The sequence below is a fragment of the Photorhabdus asymbiotica genome, assembly GCF_003634575.1.
GTDB lineage: Bacteria > Pseudomonadota > Gammaproteobacteria > Enterobacterales > Enterobacteriaceae > Photorhabdus > Photorhabdus asymbiotica.
Genome location: NZ_RBLJ01000001.1, coordinates 1238810 through 1260489, shown reverse-complemented (window position 1 = coordinate 1260489; position 21680 = coordinate 1238810). Strand labels below are relative to the sequence as shown.

The window sequence follows — 21680 nt, the reverse complement described above, 5'->3', positions numbered from 1 at the left end:
CCTAGACGATATCCTGACCTCGGCACAGAGGGCTACCGCAGCCTTGGCAGATGCGACGGTGCGTATTTTATCGGAAATGTCTTTACATTATACGGAAGGTGCCCGCTTAACGCGGGAGCAGCGCGCTGCCTTGCAAAAACATATCCACGATGTACTGCACGATAACGCCTGGTGTAACGGGGCGGGGTTCGCCAGTTATGTGTCAACGAAGACGGCTGAGGAAGAGGGAGGCTACTGGACGTTGGAGTGGTGGCGTCAGGAAGGGAGCACCATTCAACAAGCACAGCTGGAACACAATCAGGAGCAGTGCAGGCGTCTGGATTTTCGGTTGTTTGACTGGTTCCGGCAGCCGGCAAGTTGCCATCTTCCCTTTATCGACGGTCCCTATGTAGATTATGTCTGCAACGGAGCCTACACGATTACAATAGCTCACCCGGTACTCATCGGTGAGGATTTTGTCGGCGTCGTGGCGGCGGATATGCTGGTTTCAACGCTGGATCGGTTACTTCTACCTGCTCTGGGAGCCATTGGTAAGCCAGTATTGGTTATTAATGACGATGCGCGGGTCGTGACCTCGACAGTGCCGGGAGTGCGTTCCGGTTCACTATGGAAGTGTCAGGACGTTAATCAGTCAGCCGATGGTGAGGTATCTGCACTGCGTTTGGTGATCCTATCATCATTACATCGGGAGTCTGCCTGCTGAAGCCCACTTATTCAGATTGCTGAGGAATTTTCATTTATGACTGAATCGATGTTAGCCAAAAGACGCAGCGCGGCTATTGCGAAAGGCGTGGGCGTGACCACTCAAGTCTATGCGGAGCGGGCGGAAAACGCTGAAATTTGGGATGTTCATGGGCAACGTTATGTTGATTTTGCCGCCGGTATCGCCGTGGTAAATACCGGCCACCGTCATCCACGCGTCATCGCGGCAGCCAGAGAGCAACTGGAACAGTTTACCCACACCTGTCATCAGGTAGTGCCCTACGAAAATTATGTGGCGCTGGCCGAACGTCTGAACCGCCTAGTGCCTGGTAATTTTACGAAGAAGACCGTCTTTGTCACTACCGGGGCTGAGGCGGTGGAAAATGCTGTGAAGATCGCGCGTGCTGCTACCGGGCGCAGTGGCGTGGTAGCTTTCAGCGGCGCTTTCCATGGCCGAACCTTCCTCGGTATGTCATTAACCGGCAAAGTTGCACCGTACAAAATGGGGTTCGGCCCGCTGGTTAGCGACATTTATCGTGTCCCGTTTCCGGTCGGGCTGCATGGCATTAGCGTGGAACAGACGCTGAATGCGCTGGATAATCTCTTTAAAGCCGACATTGATCCCTCGCGCGTCGCTGCCATCATCATCGAACCGGTACAGGGCGAAGGTGGTTTCTATCCTGCGCCTACCGAGCTGCTCAAAGCCCTGCGTGAGATCGCCGATTGCCACGGTATTGTACTTATCGCCGATGAGATCCAGACCGGTTTCGCGCGTACGGGTAAACTGTTTGCCATGGAGCATCATGAGGTGGCTGCCGATCTGACCACTATGGCGAAAGGTCTGGCGGGTGGTTTGCCGCTGGCGGCTGTGACGGGACGGGCAGAGTTGATGGATGCTGTAGTGCTTGGTGGTTTGGGGGGAACCTATGGTGGTAACCCGGTGGCAATTGCGGCTGCCCATGCGGTGCTGGATGTGATCGAAGAAGAGCAGCTGAATGAGCGGGCGACGCAGCTGGGAGACCAGCTAAAACAGCGTCTGCATGAACTGCGACCGCGTGTCCCGCAGATTGCCGACGTACGTGGGCTTGGGCTGATGATTGCGGTAGAGTTTAACCGAGCGGACAGTCAGGAACCCGATGCCTGCTTTACCAACGCGGTACGTCAGAAAGCGTTGGAACGTGGTCTGATCCTGCTGATGTGTGGGGTACACGGCAATGTGATACGTTTTCTTCCGCCGCTGACCATACAAAATAATGTTTTTGACGAAGCACTCGACATTCTGGAGTCTGTGCTGCTCGATCTGGCTGAGCCGTAAACAGGGTGGGGGCGTAATGGCTGGGAGTTTACGCGTGTACTGACTGAATGGGTGCAGACCTTACAGGTTGGATACGTAGGGCGGCAGGGTAGAACCTGCTGCTTTACAAGAGAGGACAACAATGCACTGGTATTTAAATGTATTAAAGAACTATGCATATTTCAGAGGGCGAGCCCGGCGTAAAGAGTTCTGGTATTTTGTTTTGTTCCAGATTCTGGCTGTATTTATTATCTCTTTCCTTGAAAACTACTTTGCTGTTGCCAATCCTGAAGTTTATATGGGCTGGTTCAGCGCCGTCTATCTGCTGTTTACATTTTTGCCCGCGCTAGCAGTGAATGCCCGCCGCCTGCATGACATCAACTGTAGCGCTTGGTGGTTATTGCTGCATCTCATTCCGTTTATCGGCACCGTTATCCTGCTGATTCTCGCCGGTCTGAAGGGGAACTCTGGCAGCAATAAATACAGCTCAGAAAGCCGGATTCACTTACAGGGAAACGCCCCGGACTAAGCCTGCGGGTGATTTCAAGACCACGACAGGAGTGCTGAAATGACAATGAACAGGAGAGACTTTATCTCTACCGCCATGACGCTCGCGGGGGCTGGAGTGCTTTCATCCGTATTTCCTTCCTTCTCCCTACTCGCCCGGACTTTAACTGAGGCCGATGTTTCTGCCGTCAATGTTGATAAGCTCCGTCCGATACTGTTGGAGGATGCGCAGCACAGAGCCAGCCGGTTGAGGTTGGACCCGCGTATCTGGAACTGGCATAAAGATGCTGCTGCTGACGCCATGCCAGCCAACTATTATGAAGCTTCTCTGGCTGACTGGCCCGCTTTTGGGAGTCTGCCTGGAGACCAGAACTGCGAGGTTGTGGTCATCGGCGGTGGGTTGCTGGGTGCTTCCACTGCATTGCATCTTGCGGAAGCGGGCGTGGACGTGATTTTGGTTGAAAAGGATAACATTGGCTCAGGCGCTTCTGGCCGCAATGGAGGACAGATGACTCCCGGACTCGCTCGCTGGGAAGCTGAAACCATGCTGGAAAAACTTTCATCCGATGAGGCTAAACGCTTATGGCGTTTTGCGTCTGTTGAAGCGATGAATCTCGTGGATGAACTCCGTGAACGTTACAATTTCGAATGTGACCGCAAATATGGTCATATCACTGTTGCGGTGCACGCAGGCCACATGGGGGCACTGGTGGCTAATGCCGATGCCCGGCGTCAGCTAGGCGATATGGCGGTGAAGGTTATTGGACCGTACGAGCTACAGGAAGAGTATGTGCGGTCGGGTATCTACCATGGAGCAAATATCGACAGTATCAGCGGGCAGGCCCAGCCTCTGGCACTGTTGCGTGGCTTGGTTTACGGTTTCGCCAGATTGGGTGGGCGAATCTATGACAGCACGAAAGTGAAGGGCATCAGGCAGGAGGCTGGTAGCACAGTGGTAGAAACTGAGTGGGGGGTGATTAGAGCGAGTAAAGCCGTGGTGCTGGGTGTGCATAGCTCCACGGGTGAGTTTATCTCCGGCCCTTCCACCACGGTGCCTTTTTTCACCTATGTGTCAGTAACGCCGCCGTTGCCAGTGGATGTCAAGGAGCTGATCCCGTCAGATATGCCGGTCTACGATACACAGTTACAGGTTGACTACTATCGTGCAGTGCGTAACAACCGCCTGCTGTTCGGTGGACAGGGTACTGGCAACTCTTGGTCACCGCGTGATGTAAACAACTATCTGCTTGAGCGTATCAGAACCGTGTTCCCGCAGCTGGAAAAAATCGAACTAGAATATTCCTGGGGTGGGATCAGCGATCTGACCCTGAACGGTGCAACCGATGCCCGCAAGAGCGGAGACAGTATACCCGTGTATATGGTACATGGCTGGAACGGTCATGGACTGGCGCAGACGGTGCGCATTGGCAAAGCTATCAGCGACGAGCTTACTAGACGTAACGACGACTTTACCATGCTTACCTGCATTGACCACGCGAGTATCCCGCTGGGTTCCTATCTCTCTCCGATCTTCATTCCGTTGGTTAAGGGCGCTCTGGGAGTGATAAGCACGTTTAATCCGGCAGAGATAATTTCGTTCTGAGCAAGAGGGATGGGTTTTTTCCTTAACTTCGCTAATTTAGCGATATCAATAATCACCAATATACCTGTTATCTTTCAAGTTGCCTCTTTGTTGGCTGCACTCACTCACCCCGGTCACATAGTTTGCTATGCTCCCGGGGATTCGCTCCCTTGCCGTCGCGATCCATCTTGAAATCTATTGGGTATATAATAGTAAATAAAGATATAATTACTACAGTTTTTATTTTATATGTATATTACTATGAGTTGATGTAAAATATAAATTTAAAAAATCACTTGTTTTGAGGATTTTTGTTTTTTTATTGAAGAATAAAAAACATTTAAAATAATGTTCCCCGTAACAATTAAAATATAAATTGTTTTTATTTTATATTGAAAATATTTATATGATTTTTTTATTTATAATATTGGAATAAATTTATTTGACAGTTATGTATTTGATGACTATTGTTCCCCCCTGATTTGTGAATGTTATTTCAAATATAATGATATCTTTTGTTATTATTTATTTTAAATATGATTTATATTTTGTGGTTTGTTGGTTAATTTGTTTTTTTATTGATTTTTATTGTTGTGATTTTCGTTTGATTAATTTCGTTGGTGATTATATTTGTTTGATAATAAATGGGTGTTTTTTAATGTGATAATTTTTTGTTGTATGTTTTTTTAATTTCGTAAGTATTCGCATGGTTCGTGATTCTAATCTATTACGGACGTGCTGTTAATTCTTTTTTACCATTGATGCAATGCGGTAAAAATATCTTTGCTGTAAAAAGGTAATAATTGTTTGTCTGTTGTTGTTGACAAAATATTTTAAATAAACTGGCCACAGGCCATACAGGAGTAAATAAGTGAAGCATGACTTTATTGTTGTGGGTTCCGGGGCAATTGCCGGTTCAATCGCCTATGAGCTGGCAAGCAGAAATTTTTCCGTTTGTAGGGTTGGGGAAACGGATAGAACCAATGCTGCTTCTAAAGCTGCCGGTGCGATGAATGGTTGTTTTGGCGAAATTACCAGTGGTTTATTAGCGAGTGAACACGGTAAGTTAAAGTTGAATATGGATTGCATCGCTAAGGAGCTTTGGCCCGCTTGGGCACAACGATTAGCTGATTCTTCCGGTGATACCAGAACGCTGTTCACCGCCAAAGGGACTCATGTGATACTGAATACCGCTGGCATGGAAGAGATTGACAGTATTAATTATGACGCTATCGAGCAAACCCTGAACGATTATGCTGCCCCTTATGAGACCGTTGATCCGCGTGATATTCAATGGTTAAAGCCCAACGATTTAGTGCGCCCGCTGCGCGCCTTGTATATCCCTGATGAACATGCGTTGGATTCGCATTTATTACTGGAAAAACTGGATGCCGCTTTTATTGCCGAAGGCGGTATCCTGAAAGACGAAAATATTAAGTGTGTGCTGATTGAAGAGGGTGTAGCGACCGGTGTCGAATTGCTCAGTGGTGAGCGTTTAATGGCGGATAAAGTCATCGTTGCTGCCGGTGCACATTCGTTGGATCTGTTATCAAATGTACCTGCTGTTGTTCGCCAAATTCCGCCAATTTTTGCCGGTTATGGGGTGTCAATTTTGGTCAGGATGCCAAAAGGCAGAGAGTTACCGACGTCAGTCATCCGTACTCCTAACCGGGCATTTGCTTGTGGCCTGCACTGTGTACCACGTGGTGATGGTGTTCTGTATCTTGGGGCGACTAATATTCTGGCCGAAAAACCACGCAGCCAAGCACTGATTTCTGATGTGCAGTTCTTGCTGGGTTGTGCGTTAGATCAGTTAGATCTTAACTTGCATGATGCCGAAATCCTTTCAATCCAAGTTGGTAACCGACCAATTCCTGCTGATGGGTTCCCGTTGATTGGTGAATGTGGCGTGAATGGTCTTTGGTTGGCGACCGGTACTTACCGTGATGGCTTACATCAGTCACCGTTATTGGCAGATTATATCGCCAATGCTTTGACTGGCATTGAAAATACGCAAATTAACCTTGATTCCTTCAATCCGGTTCGCCCTCCACTCGTAGGTTTCTCCCGTGAAGTGATGGCGAAAGAGACTGTCCAGCAAATGCTTGCTACAGGTTATGAATATCGCTGGGATATCAAACCTTATTGGTTACCACTGCTGAATGAAGGTATGACGCGTAATTACCAGGATTTGATTGAATCTCTTCATCCTCAGTTCACTCCACCGCCAGAACTGGTCGCCTTCTCTTATATTTATGAATCTATGCGTGAACGGTTACGTAGTTACTATGAGGCATGGTCATGAGTTTTTCGTTGAAAGATCAGGCGGCTATTGATAAGGCCAGAGAATTACTGTCAGAAGCGGGTATTTGGGATGTAGAAACCGATCTTGATTGTCTGATTGACCGTTATCTAGAACGGCGCTGTAAGGATCGTGCCCGTGATGAGTTCATGCTGGCGGTCCATGAGCGCTGTAACCGTATTCCACTTGGGCATATTGTTGGCGCTGTGGATTTCGATGGATTACCTCTGACGATTGGTACTGGGATATTTATTCCGCGTCCGCATAGCCAGATTATTCATAAATGGCTAGAGAATGAATCTCAAGTGCCTCAAGGGGCGACAGTTTTGGATTTATGTTCCGGGAGTGGCGCTATCGGTTTAGCTATTGCTAAATATCGCCCGGATTTAAAGGTCACCTGTGTTGAATATGATGATGTCGCTTTTCAATACCTGACGCGCAATATCAATCGATTGGCTAATTGGGCGATTAAAGCCGAAGCGTTAAAAGCAGATTTATGGGATTGGCAGGCATTTTCTCACTTTAACGAGTCGGTAGGCTTAATTGTTGCGAATCCGCCTTATGTTCCAGAGCAACAGACAATATTACCGGAGTGGGAGGAACATCATCCTTATACTTCGGTGTATTCAGGCAATGATGGACTCGATTTAACACGATTGATTATTAAACAAGCCCGTCAGCTACTGCAATTAAATGGTTGGTTGGTCATTGAACATGGTGAAAGCCAAGGGGAGAGAGTCAGAGCATTATTTTCAGACGCGGGTTTTTCCTTGATTCGAACAATTATCGATGAAGATATTTCTGACAAAACAGGCAGTTCGGTAATCACTGTAGGTTGTAAGCTCATTTGAACTTAGACAGTTGGAGTCTAGATAATGGATGTAAAACACAAACAGGATTGGATGACAATTCGCAGATCGCGGACGACCAGAGCGTTAGCACAAGCTATCGACGAAGGTTTGACCGGCTTCACGGTAGTAGAACGTCAAGGTAAACAAGTTACTACAGCAGAAAGAAAGGTTTTTACTGAATTTGTTTCCTGCTCTTATTTGGGATTGGAGCATCATCCTGCGTTAATCGAAGCAGCAAATCAGGCAATGGCGAAGACTGGAATACATTTGTCATCATCCCGTGGTGCTATGCGCCCGCCATATTTAGGTCAATTGGAGAAATTGCTGGAAGAAATTTATCAGGGTGGCTCCGTTGCGGTGTTTACTTCCACCAGTAATGTGCATCTTGGAGTATTACCGTTATTAGGTAGTGGTTCTTTACCTAATTATCCCCTTGCGCGGCCAGCACATTGGTTAATGGATAAAACTGCTCATGCATCTATGCAGGTGTTACGTGGTATTTTCGAACAATTTGGACCGGTATCGCGGGTTGATAGTGCTGATGAGCAGTCGATACAGCAAGCTTTGCAGAACTGTGAGGAGAATCAGCGTACCCCTATCCTGTTGATTGATGGCATTGGTTCAATGAATGGTTTGATCCCCGTTGCCGAATTAACCCGAAAATTGGCCGCTGCTGGAGGCTATGTCTATGTAGACGATGCCCATGGTATTTCCATTATGGGGCGTCACGGTGCGGGTTATGCCTTTGCGGCACTTGACCATATTTTGCCATCTAACCTCATACTTGCCGGTTCATTATCCAAAGCATTTGGTGGTGCGGGCGGTTTCGTGGTTGTTGCGGGTGCTGATGATGTTGAAGTTATTAGTACCTTGGCGAATCCTTTGGTTTTTGGTCATTCGATTATGGTGCCGATGCTGGCAGCTAACGTTGCTTCAGCAAAACTTCATCTTAGTCTGGAAATAGAAATTCGGCAGGAACAGCTATGGAAAAACATCAACTTGTTTGATTCTTTGATGAATAACAGTCTGATGAATGCTGGCGTGCAATCTCCGGTTCGTGGTGCCTTATTTGAAAACGAAGCAGAAGGGCTTGAAGCCGCTCGTTTGCTGCGTGACAACGGTATCCTATTGTTCCCGGTGTTTTACCCACTTGTCCCGGATGGTAATGCTATGTTGCGTTTTGCTTTCTCCAGTGAGCATAGGGTAGGTGAGATTAGGCATCTGGCAAATACGTTGCTCGAAATACGAGAGAAAGGGTTAAATTGGGTTGAGCCACAGGCCGTCGTTCCACAGGTCTAAGTGACATAAATTTATCAATAAAAAAGATGATCACAATGAACTTGTGACGAAGAGCGAATATATGACTCAATCAATAATAACTAAGCAGGACGTATTGCAACCTCACAGGGAATCTCTGGATGTTATTAATATGCAGATTCTGTCGCTGCTTTCTGAACGGATGAAGATCTGTATGAAAATCGCTGAAATAAAAGCGGAGCAGGATATTCCGATGATGCAGCCGCAACGTATTACCTCGTTATTGGCTATGTTGAAGGATAAGTCAACGGATTTTGGGCTACGGCCTGAATATACTGAATTAATATTTCAACTGGTTATTGAAGAAACCTGCCGTCAGGAAGAAACGCTGATTGATAAGTTATTACGTGAGAAAAAAAATAATAATGAAAATATTGCTCATTGATAATTATGACTCCTTTACGCAAAACATTGCTCAATATCTATATGAAGTTACCGGAAATATACCGGTTGTCGTCACCAACTCTGTGGCTTATGAGGAGTTAGCGATAGACGATTATGATGCGGTAGTCCTTTCGCCAGGACCTGGGCATCCGGCAGAAAGTAGTGATTTTGGTGTTTGTGCAGAAGTCATTGCACGTGCCAAAGTGCCATTGTTGGGTATTTGTCTCGGTCATCAGGGAATTAGCCTGGCATTTGGTGGTTCTGTAGAACATGCCCCCAATCCGGTACATGGTTATCGCAGTCGTATCAGGAATACCGGAGAAGGATTGTTCCGCGGTTTGCCTGAACAGTTTGAAGTGGTCAGATATCACTCGCTGGTATGTACTCGACTGCCTGATAACCTGAAATGTACTGCCTGGACTGACGATGGTTTAATCATGGCAATTGAGCATACCCAAAGGCCGATCTGGGGTGTTCAATTTCATCCCGAGTCGATTGACTCCGAGTATGGGCGTGAGCTACTGGGTAATTTTGTTCACATAGCTAAAACGTATAAAGAAAATAACGAGCAGGAAATAGCTCAGAATAAGCGTCTTTCTGTCAGTGACGCTTACCTTGCAATAGGCGGAAGTGAGCATCTTAACCTGAATTACCGTGAATATAAGGGCATCGTTGATCCTGAAACTTTGTTCATTCATCGTTACGGCAATGATACGCATTCTTTCTGGCTTGACAGTGAAAACTCTGACAGACCCAATGCCCGTTTTTCAATCATGGGAAGCGGTAATGAACAGGGCGCGATCAGGCTTGAATACAGTGTACAAACTGAGGATTTGCGTCTGGTTGGTCCTGAGGGAGAGAAGATTGTCCATGGTGATTTTTTCTCGCTGATGTCTGAGCTACTGGGTTTTGTGGAAATTTCAACACCAAAACCGATGCCATTTGTCTTCAAGGGTGGCTTTATCGGTTATTTGGGATATGAATTAAAGGCGCTAACAATTGGTAGCAGCAAATATCATTCCGCACATCCTGATGCCAGTTTAATATTTACTCCGCATTTCTTTGTGTTTGATCACCAGCAGAATAAGCTTTATGAATGCCTTATTACACCGATAGGACAACGACAAAATTGGCCACCGGAGCGGTTGGTGACAACGGCAAAAAACACCGGTAAAGCCATACCCGACTTTATTCCTGGCGCTGTCGATCAGAATAAGATTTGTCTGGAATATGATGCTCAGAAGTATATAGATGGAATCTATAAATCACTGCAATACATCAAAGATGGCGAGTCTTATGAAATCTGTCTGACTAATAGGGCAAGGATGGCTTATTCAGGGCAACCATTGGACGCTTATCGGCGGATGCGTCATGCCAGCCCTGTACCTTATGGCGCATATTTGGCATGTGGAGAATTTTCTGTGCTCAGTGCATCGCCGGAAACGTTCTTACGCATTGATGAAACCAGAGGTGTTGAATCCAGACCGATTAAGGGCACCCGGCCACGGGGAAAAACGGAGGAAGATGATCAGCGTCTTCAGCTGGAATTGAGTCAATCAGCTAAGGATAGAGCTGAAAATTTGATGATTGTTGATTTGGTACGCCATGATCTTAATCAGGTGTGCCGCCCCGGTAGTGTTCATGTACCTGAATTGTTTAAAGTTGAGAGTTTCTCTTCTGTACATCAATTGGTTTCGACAATACGCGGTGAATTATGCGAAAAGACGCCATCAATGGAGGCTATCCGGGCATGTTTCCCGGGTGGATCAATGACTGGTGCACCGAAGAAGCGCACGATGGAAATTATTGACACGTTGGAATCGACGGCACGCGGTGTCTATTCCGGTGCGCTTGGCTGGTTATCTTTCAGTGGTGAAGTGGACTTGAGCATTGTGATACGTACCGCAGTGTTACATCAAGAATGTGCAGAATTTGGGGTAGGAGGTGCAATTGTTGCTCACTCCGATCCTTATGGAGAATTTGAAGAAACATTGGTTAAGGCTAGCGTGCCCTATTTCAGTTTTAGTCATATGGCGGAGGAAGTGTGTGAGTAACCACAAAGTCGTCATTCTTGGTGGGCAGGGTGCTATTGGTTCTTTATTAGGGCGCCTTTTTACTCACTTTGGTTGTGTAGTATACAGTGTGGACAAACGAACGCAGGGAGTGCGTTCTGATTGCTATCAGGTTGATATTTTAAATCCGGCTGCGGATTCTGGAGCGGTTTTTAATGAGGCAACGGCAGTCGTCTTTGCTTTACCGGAAGCCGTTGCAGTACAGGCTTTACCTTGGGTATTGTCGGCGGTTGGTGATGATGTACAGATCGTATCAACCTGTTCAGTTCAAACCCCGTTCTATTCTGCGTTGAAAGCTGCCGCCCCTAGGCAGCCTTTCATTGGGGTTAACCCGATGTTTTCGCCATCCTTGCCGGAGCAAAAAAGGCCAGTTGCAGTCGTTCTCGATAACTGTCATGTTAGTGAGCATTGGATTGAGCAGGTATTGATGCAGGCTGACATGCGCATCAGCAGAATGATGCCGGAGGAGCATGATCGGGTGATGGCGCTTTGTCAGGCTTTACCCCATGCTGCGATACTGATTTTTGGTCTGGTGTTGGCGAAAAGTCCGTTGGATATTCGTACTCTGGCGACGGTTGCGCCGCCACCGATGCGTACAATGTTGGCGTTGTTATCAAGGATCTTACGCAATCCAATAGAAGTGTACTGGGACGTTCAATATGAAAATTCGATGGCTGCCGAACCACGTCAAGAGTTACTGCATGCCATACAACAGTTAGATTCAATAGTGCAGGCTGGTGATCAAACTGAATTTGGCGATAACCTCAGACACATTGCACAACAACTGGGGGAACAGCTCGATATTAGTGCCGCTGATTGCCAGCATATTTTTTCAACGCTTGAATGATATAAAAGGAGTTGAGGGGATGTCGTTAAATAGAGTTGCTGAGGCTAACGGGCGGGCAGGACTCAGAAATTGGTTGGGATTACTGATATTGATGTTGCCAGTATTGTTAGTGACTGTGGACAATACGATCTTAAGCTTTGCTTTGCCAAAAATTGCTGAAGCTCTGGGACCCAGTGCAAGTCAGCAATTATGGATAATCGATGCTTATTCATTGGTATTGGCGGGTTTGCTGGTATCAATGGGAAGTATTGGTGATCGTGTTGGTCATCGTTCATTACTGTTATTTGGATCGTTGGGATTTACCGTTGTTTCAGTGTTAACAGCGCTGTCAACTTCACCCGTACAGTTGATTGGCGGGCGAGCCGTACTAGGATTTTTTGGTGCGATGCTGATGCCTTCAACTTTGGCTTTAATCAGCACTCTTTTTGAGGATCGAGAACAGCGTCGGTTAGCTGTCGCTATTTGGGCGACAACATTAACTATCGGTTCGGCATTAGGTCCTGTAGTAGGTGGTGTTCTATTACAGTTCTTCGATTGGAATTCAATTTTCCTATTAGCAGTACCGGTATTAGTGCCGTTGTTGATCTTCGGACCGATGTTATTGCCAGAGTCCGATAAGAAGCAGACAGGCATTATCGATGTGTATAGCGTGCTGTTATCGATCATCGCTATGGTTGGTATTGTTTATGCGATTAAACATCTTGCCAGTGATGGGTTTGAAACAAGTGTCATACTAGAACTGTCTGTTGGTCTTGTGGCTGGCGTGTTGTTTGTTCGCCGGCAGCGGAGTTTGTCTGTCCCGCTGATGGATCTTTCTCTGTTCCGTAATGGGGTGTTTACCGGTTCGATTATGGTCAACTTATTGAGTCTGGCCTTGCTGGTTGGCTTCGTCTTTTTTGCCACTCAGGTTTTACAAATCGTGCTGGGAATGGAACCGATTTCGGCTAGTCTGGCATTGGTTCCAGGGCAAATCATGGCGATTGTCATTGGTATGGCGATAGTGCCGGTTGCTCAACGGATGCCGGCTTACTACTTGGTACCGCTTTTGCTGAGTTTTGCTGGTGCTGCATTTTTGCTAGTCGCCAGTATCGGTAGCGATTTGACCACTCTGATTATTGCCTTCGCATTATTAAATGTTGGTGTGGGCGCAATCGCTTCGGTATCTAACGATCTGGTGCTTTCGGCAGTGCCATCGTCGAAAGCAGGGGCTGCATCGTCCATCAGTGAAACCGCTTATGAAGTGGGTGTTGTACTTGGCACGACCATCATAGGTGGGTTGGTAACCGCCTTCTATCGTGTCACTCTGCAATTGCCAGATGGGATCTCTCAGGAACAGAGTGGATTAGCGTTAGAGACTCTGGCTGGTGCTTACGTCGTAGCGGGTTCATTAGCTGAGGCGGAAGGGCAGCAACTGATGACAGCAGCAGCAGAATCATTCACCAGTGCTATTCATATGATGAGTTGGATGACGACGGTATTGACCGCAGGTGTGGTATTGCTCGCCTGGCGTTTGTTGAAAGCTCCGCAGAAAACTCAAGTGCTTGAATATTGATTGTCTTATTGTGCAGCCGTTGGTAACGGCTGCACCGTGTTATGTTGATTTACTGCATGGTTTCATTAAGGCTATTTTATTGACTTTTTTGCCGGTAATTTAAGATTTTTTTGTAAGTTTAATTCATTTAAAAGTTGCAATTTATTCGTAAAAACATCTTATTCTTGTGAAAGTCATTATTTCCCATTCTTCATTTAAATCACATTCATAATTTTATTGTTTAATAATACCTATAGGTTTATATTTTGTTGTGATTTTTAAAAATACAATATTATTTATTTTTTGTATTTCATAATAATACCTGATGAAATAAATATATACCAAATAGATTTCGAGTTGCAGCCAACAAAGAGGAAACTTGAAAGATGACGGGTATAAAATCAAAAGTTTTAATTAGCACGTATTAAAAGGTAGTGATATAAATAAGGTTTCATAATTCCGCCACACGTGGTTTTCTTCAACCAATTGTTATACATAGGGTTGTTAGTAGATAAGGTGTAGCACCATTTTGGAAAGTTATTTATCACAGAAATATTTTCTTTAATTAATGAAAAAACAGGGGAGATATATTAATATTTTAGATTGTGCAATTTAAATATTACATTCAATCACTTTTCTGTAAAGTAAATATACCCAATAGATTTCAAGATGCATCGCGACGGCAAGGGAGCGAATCCCCGGGAGCATAGATAACTATGTGACTGGGGTGAGTGAGTGCAGCCAACAAAGAGGCAACTTGAAAGATAACAGGTATATATCTTTTGTCAGAAAAAATCGACGCTACCGTTATGGTTAATCTGGCGATTGGCTAAGAGCAATATTCTGTCTATTAGCAATTTAATGTCAAAATCAGTAGTAATAACAGTAGATACTTTGGAACTTGACCAAATGGGCAACGGATATGAAGTTATCTTAAACGCATATACCCAATAAATTTCGAGTTGCAGCGCGGCGGCAAGTGAACGAATCCCCGGGAGCATAGATAACGATGTGACTGGGGTGAGTGAAAGCAGCCAACAAAGCAGCAACTTGGAGGATGAAGGGTATAAACTTAACCTCAGGAGAATTCTCGTGGATAAAATAAGAACTGTCTCTGAAACTTTGGCAATATTACATCAGAATCATCATCCGGTTGGTATAGAACGGCAGCTAAATCAACTTAAGACCTCGGATTTTGGTGGCAAGGTAATATTCTCTAACGATCCAAAAACAGCTACTGTGCCACCTGCATTTTTCACGGTACAAACCATACAGGAGCTGAAGGTACTTGGCGGCATACCTGACAGTGAATATGGCCCTGGTGGAATGGAACCTCATCATCCGTTACCTGAACCGTTTTCAGCTGAACGACTGGCAGATGTCACGGGCAATCATATTGATTTATGTAAAGCTTTTCGAGCCTATATCTATGGTGATTCTGCGTTGGTCAAAGATTATGAAGAAATGCTGAATGCAAAGCGTTTCCCGATGAAGGTGGCATTATACAGTGGAGAAAGAATCACTATCACCGCCGATAATCCATTGATCATTGAGGATAAAGATAACTATGGCGAACCGGTTGTTTTGGTGTATGACGAGATAATCATTGAACCAGGAGGTCAAATTATTTACCGCACTAATGGTCGGATCGAAGCTAATACGCTTGTAGGGAATGGAAGTGATCAGAAACCGAGCATTATCAGTAAAGGCGATGATAGAGGTGATGGTTTTGATGGTGAGACAGGATGTGATGGGTCTAATGGCAGAGATGGCGCTGCTGGTATAGAGAATAAATACGGCTGTGTTGTTGAGCCTACAGCAGGTTCTGATGCAACTGACGGTTCTTCAGGAGGATTGGGGGGAGGAGGCAGAGATGGTGGAGATGCAAATGACATAGTTATTAATGTTCAACTTGTTACTGGGGCAGTAAATGTGGAATCAATGGGTGGAAATGCAGGGAATGGTGGCAATGGAGGGAATGGGGGAAATGGTGGAATAGGGGGCAATGGAGGTAATAAGACAGGCAAATCTAGAGCAGGAAGGGCGGGAAATGGGGGTAATGGTGGAGATGGCGGAGACGCGGGTAATGGGGGGAAAGGTGGAGACAGTGGTAACGTATATATTAATTTCCTTGGCGGTCGGCCAGTAATGAACGCTCAGTCATATAGCGGTAACGGAGGAAAAGGTGGAAAAGGCGGAAAAGGAGGAAAAGGAGGAAAAGGAGGAGTTGGTAACAGTAGTCAACTAGGAGTATCTGGTCGAGACGGTATTGATGGAAAATTGGGCGGGGCGGGTGTAGTTGGCAAGATATATATTAACGGTAATGTACAGAATTAATCGTGTTGAATGATTTGCCTATGTTGAACTACAAGATGTGCAGCTATTTCCAATGGCTGCACTTATCATGATAGAGACTGTAATTTTAATCATATTCATAATTTTATTATCTAATAATACCTCGTGAGATAAGTATATACCCTATGGATTTCAAGATGCATCGCAATGGCAAGGGAGCGAATCCCGGGAGCATAGATAACTATGTGACCGGGGTGAGTAAGTGCAGTTAACAAAGAGGCAACTTGAAATATAACGGGTATAAAATTGAACTTTTTAATTAGTATCTATTAAAAGGTAATGATGAATCACAGAAATATTTTCCATAATTAATGGAAAAAATGGGAATTTACATTAATATTTTAAATTGTGTCATTTCAATGTCGTATCTAATTGTTTTCTGTAAAGTGAATATACCCAATAAATTTCGAGTTGCAGCGCGGCGGCAAGTGAACGAATCCCCAGGAGCATAGATAACTCTGTGACTGGGGTGAGAGAAAGCAGCCAACAAAGCAGCAACTTGAAGGATGAAGGGTATAAATATTTACCTAATTAATTCTCATAGGAATTATTTTTCTGGCCTGCTTATTGTTGACGTGACTATATTCTTTGTCAGGAAAAATCGATGTTTTTGCTCTGGCTAATCGGGTGATTAGTCAGTGGTAAGATTCTGACTAATTAGCAAGTTAGTGACATAACCGGTAGTGATAACAGTAGAGACTTTGGAACTTGGTTAGATTGATAATTGATATATAAAATTATTCTAAATGTATAAATTTAAACTTAGGAGAATTTCCATGGAAAAAATAAGAACGGTTGCTGAGACTTTGGCAATATTACATCAATATCATCATCCGTTTGGTCTGGAACGGCAACCAAAGCAACTTAAGACCTCCGACTTTGACGGGCCGGTAATATTTTCTAACGATCTGGAAACGGCTACTGTGCCACCTGCATTTTTTACAGTGCAAACTATACAAGAGCTGAAGGCACTCAACGGTGTGCCTGACAGTCGATATGGTCCTGGAAAAATGGAACCTTATCATCCGTTACCTGAACCATTTTCTGCTGAACGTCTGGCAAATGTCTCGGATAATCATATTGATTTGCGCAAAGCTTTCCGCGCTTATATCTATGGTGATTCTACTTTGGTTAAAGATTATGAAGAAATTCTTAATGCTAAGCGTTTTCCGATGAAAGTTGCGTTATACAGTGGTGAGGAGATCACGATTACCGCAGATAATCCGTTGATTATTGAAGATAAAGAGCATTGTGGTGAACCGGTTGTTTTGGTGTATAACCAGATAACCATTGAACCGGAAGGCAAAGTTATTTGTTACACCAATGGTAGGATTGAAGCGAATGTCATCCAAGGGATTGGATCAGGCCCACAGCACTTTGTCAATAAAGGGCGAGATGGAAAAGATGGTACTGCTGGTACAGGTGGAAGCAATGGCGTTAGCGGCGTTAGCGGTCAATCTGGTTATGAGAGTAAAGAGCGCTGTATAACTCAGCCTACATCAGGTACTGGCGGAACTAAAGGTTCTCCGGGAATTCCGGGATCGGATGGAGAACCCGGTCAAGAGGCGAATAAACTCACTGTCACATGTGATGAGGTAGGTGGGCTGATCTATTTGCAGTCTGAAGGAGGGGATGGGGGTAATGGTGGTCATGGTGGTGATGGGGGCTATGGGGGAGATGGTGGTGATGGGGGTTTTGGGAGTATTTATAGTGGTAATCGCCGTCTTGCTACTAGCACATTGTGTAGTTCTGCGTATGGAGGGAATGGAGCAGCTGGAGGGGATGGAGGGGATGGAGGTAATGGGGGAAATAGTGGAGATGGAGGGGACATAGAGTTTAACTATTCTGCTGGTCATCCACAAATTAGTTATTTGTCAAAACCAGGCTCGGCAGGAGCTGGCGGTAGAGCGGGAAGGGGAGGGAAAGGCGGTGATGGTGGCTCCGCGTGGTGTAATGCTGAGGATAAAACTAAAAACTTAAATTGTTGCGGAAAGCCGGGTATAAAGGGTATTAATGGAAAGCCAGGAGAGTCAGGAAAGCCAGGAAAAAAGGGGCAGATATATATCAATGGCAAATTGCATGAACTCTCCGTCTCCTAAATACCAACTGTTTGGAAATGAGTAAGTTCGGGTTTTCGCCTGTATCGCATTAGTTTATTAGGAAGATGATATTAGATTTAAATTCTGGAGAATATCTATGAATAAAATAAGAACTGTCTCTGAAACTTTGGCAATATTACATCAGAATCATCATCCGGTTGGTATAGAACGGCAACCAAATCAACTTAAGACCTCGGATTTTGGTGGTAAGGTAATATTCTCTAATGATCCGAGGGCAGCGACTGTGCCCCCGGCATTTTTCACGGTACAAACCATACAGGAGCTGAAGGTACTTGGCGGTATACCTGACAGTGAATATGGCCCTGGCAGAATGGAACCTCATCATCCGCTACCTGAACCGTTTTCAGCTGAACGACTGGCAGATGTCACGGGCAGTCATATTGATTTATGCAAAGCTTTTCGGGCCTATATCTATGGTAATTCTGCGTTGGTCAAAGATTATGAAGAAATGCTGAATGCCAAGCGCTTCCCGATGAAGGTGGCATTGTACAGTGGCGAAAGAATCACTATCACCTCCGATAATCCATTGATTATTAAGGATGAAAATGACTATGGCGAACCGGTTGTTTTGGTGTATGACGAGATAGTCATTGAACCAGGAGGCCAAATTGTTTACCACACTAATGGTCGGATCGAAGCTAACACGCTTGTAGGGAATGGAAACGCTGGAAATGAAAATATAGTCAATAAAGGCAGTAATGGCGTCAATGGTTTTGATGGTGCACCAGGATATGATGGCGCTAATGGCAGCAATGGTAGCCCTGGTCAAGATAGTAAAAGCGGTTGCTTATTTAGTGCCACACCAGGTACTGATGGCTCTAGGGGTTCTACCGGAGCCATCGGGGGAGATGGTGCCGCGGCTGGAAATGCAAATGACCTGACCATGAGTGTCCAATCTATTACTGGAGTAATAAGTGCAGCAACGGTAGGGGGGAACGGTGGTAATGGTGGAAAGGGAGGTAATGGTGGACATGGGGGAGTTGGGGGTAACGGGGGTAATTGGGGGGATGGAACAATCAGGTGGTGTCCCGATGAGGATGCAGGAAATGGGGGGGATGGAGGAAATGGAGGGAATGGAGGGCATGGGGGGAAAGGTGGAGATAGTGGTAACATCTATATTAATTTCTCTGAAGGTGATCCAAAACTTTCGGTTGTGTCACTTAATGGTCTTGGCGGTGAAGGGGGTATGGTGGGATGGGGTGGCGTAGGCGGGAGGCCTGGACATTCTCTTAAAGCAGTCGGTAGATATGGTCGACATGGAGAAAATGGTAGAGATGGTGCCAGAGGAGAATTTGGCGATGACGGTATCACTGGCAAGATATATGTCAACGGTCATGAACGGAAACCTTGAGCGCTAGTGGTGCAGCAATCGGACTGGTACGAACGACGATAAATATCGAGGGATGAGGCCAGATATTCATTTTGTTTATACCCGTTATCTTTCAAGTTGCCTCTTTGTTGGCTGCACTCACTCACCCCGGTCACATAGTTATCTATGCTCCCGGGGATTCGCTCCCTGGCCGTCGCGATGCATCTTGAAATCCATAGGGTATATATTCAAGCGGCTTACATTATTAATTACTGAATAGTAATTAAATCTGGCCTTGTTGGTTAGCTCTGTTTTTTTGCCCTCTAGGTTTTACATATCGTCTTGGGTATGCAGCCGATTTCTGTTTTGTCGTTATTTTTGAAAAATATAACCGTAATTATGGTTTTCTATTTGTATTTTCTAATAATACCTGATGAGACAAATATAAAATTAAGAGTTTTAACTCGTACGTATTGAAAGGTAGTGATATATCACAGAAATATTCTCTTTAATTAATGAAAAGATTGGGAAGGTATATTAATATTTTAGATTGTGCAATTTAAATATGACATTCAATCACTTTTCTGTGAAGTGAATATACCTAATAGATTTCGAGTTGTCGCGCGGCGGCCAGTGAACGAATCCCCAGGAGCATAGATAACTATGTGACTGGGGTGAGTGAAAGCAGCCAACAAAGCAGCAACTTGAAGGATGAAGGGTATAAACTTAAACTCAGGAGAATTACTGTGGATAAAAGAAAAACCGTTATTGAAACTTTGGCGATATTACGTCAGGACTATAATCTGATTGGTGTAGAACGACAGCCAAAGCAACTTAAGACTTCGGATTTTGACGGCAAGGTAATATTCTCTAATGATCCGGAGACAGCGACTGTGCCCCCTGCGTTTTTTACGGTACAAACCATACAGGAGCTGAAGGCCCTCGGAGGTGTTCCTGACAGTGAGTATGGTCCTGGCAAAATGGAGCCCCATCATCCATTACCTGAGCCGTTTTCTGCTGAACGATTAGTGAATGTCACGGGTTATCATATCGATTTGTGCAAAGCTTTTAGGGCCTATATCTATAGTGATTCTAATCTGGTCAAAGATTATGAAGAAATGCTAAATGCGAAGCGTTTCCCGATGAAGGTTGCGTTATACAGTGGCGAAAGAATCACTGTTACCGCAGGTGCGCCATTGATTGTTGAAGATCAAGATGATTATGGTGAACCGGTTGTCTTAGTGTATGACCAGATAATCATTGAACCGGGAGGTCAAATTATTTACCGCACTAATGGCAAGATCGAAGCTAACACGGTTGTAGGGAATGGCAATGATAAAAAGCAGAGCATTGTCAGTATAGGTACTGATGGAGCCGATGGTTTTGAGGGCGAACAGGGAAGTAATGGGGTTAATGGCAGCAATGGTAGTATTGGTTCAGAGGATAAACATGGTTGCTCTGTTGCATCCACACCAGGTACTGATGCAACTGGCGGTTCTTCCGGAGCACAAGGGATGGATGGCAAAAGGGCTGGAAGTGCAAATGATGTCATTGTTGATGTTGAACTTTTTACTGGAGTCGTCAATGCGGCATCGATAGGTGGTAAGGGTGGAAATGGGGGAAATGGCGGGAATGGGGGTAATGGAGGGAATGGTGGCAATGGAGGCGCTGCAACAAACAAATGTAGTGCTGGACATGGAGGAAGGGGAGGAAATGGCGGAAATGGAGGGGATGGAGGGAATGGGGGTAAAGGTGGGGACGGGGGTAACATCTATGTTACTTTCACTGAGGGTCAGCCGATAATTAATGCTCTGTCACATAGAGGGGATGGCGGAAGAGGAGGGTCAGGCGGTAAAGGAGGAAGAGGAGGATTCGGTGGGGCAGGTGGCGTTGGTAATGGAGGGGTAAGGACTGATGGTCATCCCGGAGTATCTGGTGAAGAGGGTACTGGTGGAACAGCCGGCGATGAAGGTACTTCTGGCAAGGTACATGTTAACGGTAATGTACAGAAGCATGGTGATAATCAGACTTTAGATTGGCTAAACGACTATAAATAAGGGGAATGGGTTCATTTTCCGTATCGTTTGGCAGGGTTTATTTGCGACAACGAAGATGTGTTCATAAATAACTCTTTTTTTATCGTTATAGATCATACGGTAAATTTCGTGATGGATTTGTTCATCTAATAGTGGTTTTCTTCAGGTCAGTTGTTTGTATTGCATATGCATTTTCCTGTGGGTGGGAAGGTGCTGGAGTATAGCAATTGGCCGCCTCGCCAAAAAAATTCATTTATTCGTTGAACCAAGACTACATAATTGGTTATCTTATTTTCCTGTGCCAGTAATATTTAATTGTATAAAGTTTAAATTGAAATAATCAATTGATTCACATGAAAATAGTGATGAACCATAAAAAATTCATTTTTATGATGGAAAAAACAGAAAGGCATATTAATATTCTTAGTTGTAAAAAATAAAGTTTACATCAAACTACCTCATATAAACTGA

Annotated in this window: 16 protein-coding genes; 15 read left to right on the top strand and 1 reads right to left on the bottom strand. The window is 45.0% G+C overall.

From position 1 onward, the window contains the following. Window positions 1-58: 58 nt before the first annotated feature. The 14 genes from BDD30_RS05550 to BDD30_RS05485 all read left to right on the top strand — a co-directional run bounded on the left by BDD30_RS05550 (window position 59) and on the right by BDD30_RS05485 (window position 19215). Complete coding sequence (locus tag BDD30_RS05550) at window positions 59-703, top strand: cache domain-containing protein (protein WP_249039914.1); 645 nt, start codon at window positions 59-61, stop codon at window positions 701-703. A gap of 36 nt (window positions 704-739) precedes the next feature. Beyond that, entirely contained in the window at window positions 740-2017 is a 1278-nt protein-coding gene (locus BDD30_RS05545) for a 4-aminobutyrate--2-oxoglutarate transaminase (RefSeq protein ID WP_015833323.1), read from the top strand. Between the two features lie 121 nt (window positions 2018-2138). Then, on the top strand, window positions 2139-2525 hold the full coding sequence (locus BDD30_RS05540) for a DUF805 domain-containing protein (RefSeq protein WP_015833324.1): 387 nt from the start codon (window positions 2139-2141) through the stop codon (window positions 2523-2525). 39 nt (window positions 2526-2564) lie between these two features. After that, on the top strand, window positions 2565-4106 hold the full coding sequence (locus tag BDD30_RS05535) for an NAD(P)/FAD-dependent oxidoreductase (protein ID WP_015833325.1): 1542 nt from the start codon (window positions 2565-2567) through the stop codon (window positions 4104-4106). 850 nt (window positions 4107-4956) lie between these two features. After that, complete coding sequence (locus tag BDD30_RS05530) at window positions 4957-6390, top strand: NAD(P)/FAD-dependent oxidoreductase (protein ID WP_015833326.1); 1434 nt, start codon at window positions 4957-4959, stop codon at window positions 6388-6390. Then, the gene (locus tag BDD30_RS05525) at window positions 6387-7238 is read left to right on the top strand and encodes a HemK/PrmC family methyltransferase (protein WP_015833327.1); all 852 of its coding nucleotides are present in this window, start codon (window positions 6387-6389) and stop codon (window positions 7236-7238) included. The genes BDD30_RS05530 and BDD30_RS05525 overlap by 4 nt, the downstream gene beginning before the upstream one ends. A gap of 24 nt (window positions 7239-7262) precedes the next feature. Further along, complete coding sequence (locus BDD30_RS05520; protein ID WP_015833328.1) at window positions 7263-8537, top strand: 8-amino-7-oxononanoate synthase family protein; 1275 nt, start codon at window positions 7263-7265, stop codon at window positions 8535-8537. Between the two features lie 61 nt (window positions 8538-8598). Beyond that, a complete protein-coding gene (locus tag BDD30_RS05515) occupies window positions 8599-8940 on the top strand; it encodes a chorismate mutase (protein WP_231849192.1) in 342 nt (113 codons plus the stop codon). Continuing rightward, the gene (gene pabB / locus BDD30_RS05510) at window positions 8921-10993 is read left to right on the top strand and encodes an aminodeoxychorismate synthase component I (protein ID WP_015833330.1); all 2073 of its coding nucleotides are present in this window, start codon (window positions 8921-8923) and stop codon (window positions 10991-10993) included. The genes BDD30_RS05515 and pabB overlap by 20 nt, the downstream gene beginning before the upstream one ends. Then, the gene (locus BDD30_RS05505; protein ID WP_015833331.1) at window positions 10986-11858 is read left to right on the top strand and encodes a prephenate dehydrogenase dimerization domain-containing protein; all 873 of its coding nucleotides are present in this window, start codon (window positions 10986-10988) and stop codon (window positions 11856-11858) included. Before pabB ends, BDD30_RS05505 begins: the two co-directional genes overlap by 8 nt. A 19-nt stretch (window positions 11859-11877) precedes the next feature. Then, on the top strand, window positions 11878-13410 hold the full coding sequence (locus tag BDD30_RS05500; protein ID WP_015833332.1) for an MFS transporter: 1533 nt from the start codon (window positions 11878-11880) through the stop codon (window positions 13408-13410). 1071 nt (window positions 13411-14481) lie between these two features. Next, window positions 14482-15726 carry a hypothetical protein gene (locus BDD30_RS05495; protein ID WP_015833335.1) on the top strand — a complete coding sequence of 415 codons (1245 nt, stop codon included), beginning with the start codon at window positions 14482-14484 and terminating at the stop codon, window positions 15724-15726. A 794-nt stretch (window positions 15727-16520) separates the two neighbouring features. Next, window positions 16521-17843 (top strand): hypothetical protein, encoded by a 1323-nt coding sequence (locus BDD30_RS05490; RefSeq protein WP_015833336.1) that lies wholly within the window; start codon window positions 16521-16523, stop codon window positions 17841-17843. 97 nt (window positions 17844-17940) lie between these two features. Next, window positions 17941-19215, top strand: coding sequence for a hypothetical protein (locus BDD30_RS05485; RefSeq protein ID WP_015833337.1), 1275 nt, complete (start codon window positions 17941-17943; stop codon window positions 19213-19215). Here BDD30_RS05485 and BDD30_RS23475 read toward each other — a convergent pair. Then, complete coding sequence (locus tag BDD30_RS23475; RefSeq protein WP_170152943.1) at window positions 19197-19349, bottom strand: hypothetical protein; 153 nt, start codon at window positions 19347-19349, stop codon at window positions 19197-19199. The genes BDD30_RS05485 and BDD30_RS23475 overlap by 19 nt on opposite strands. Window positions 19350-19919: 570 nt before the next feature. Between BDD30_RS23475 and BDD30_RS05475 the strand changes: the two genes are divergently transcribed. Further along, window positions 19920-21230: a hypothetical protein gene (locus BDD30_RS05475; RefSeq protein ID WP_015833339.1), complete on the top strand. Its 1311-nt coding sequence runs from the start codon at window positions 19920-19922 to the stop codon at window positions 21228-21230. The last annotated feature ends 450 nt before the right edge of the window (window positions 21231-21680 follow it).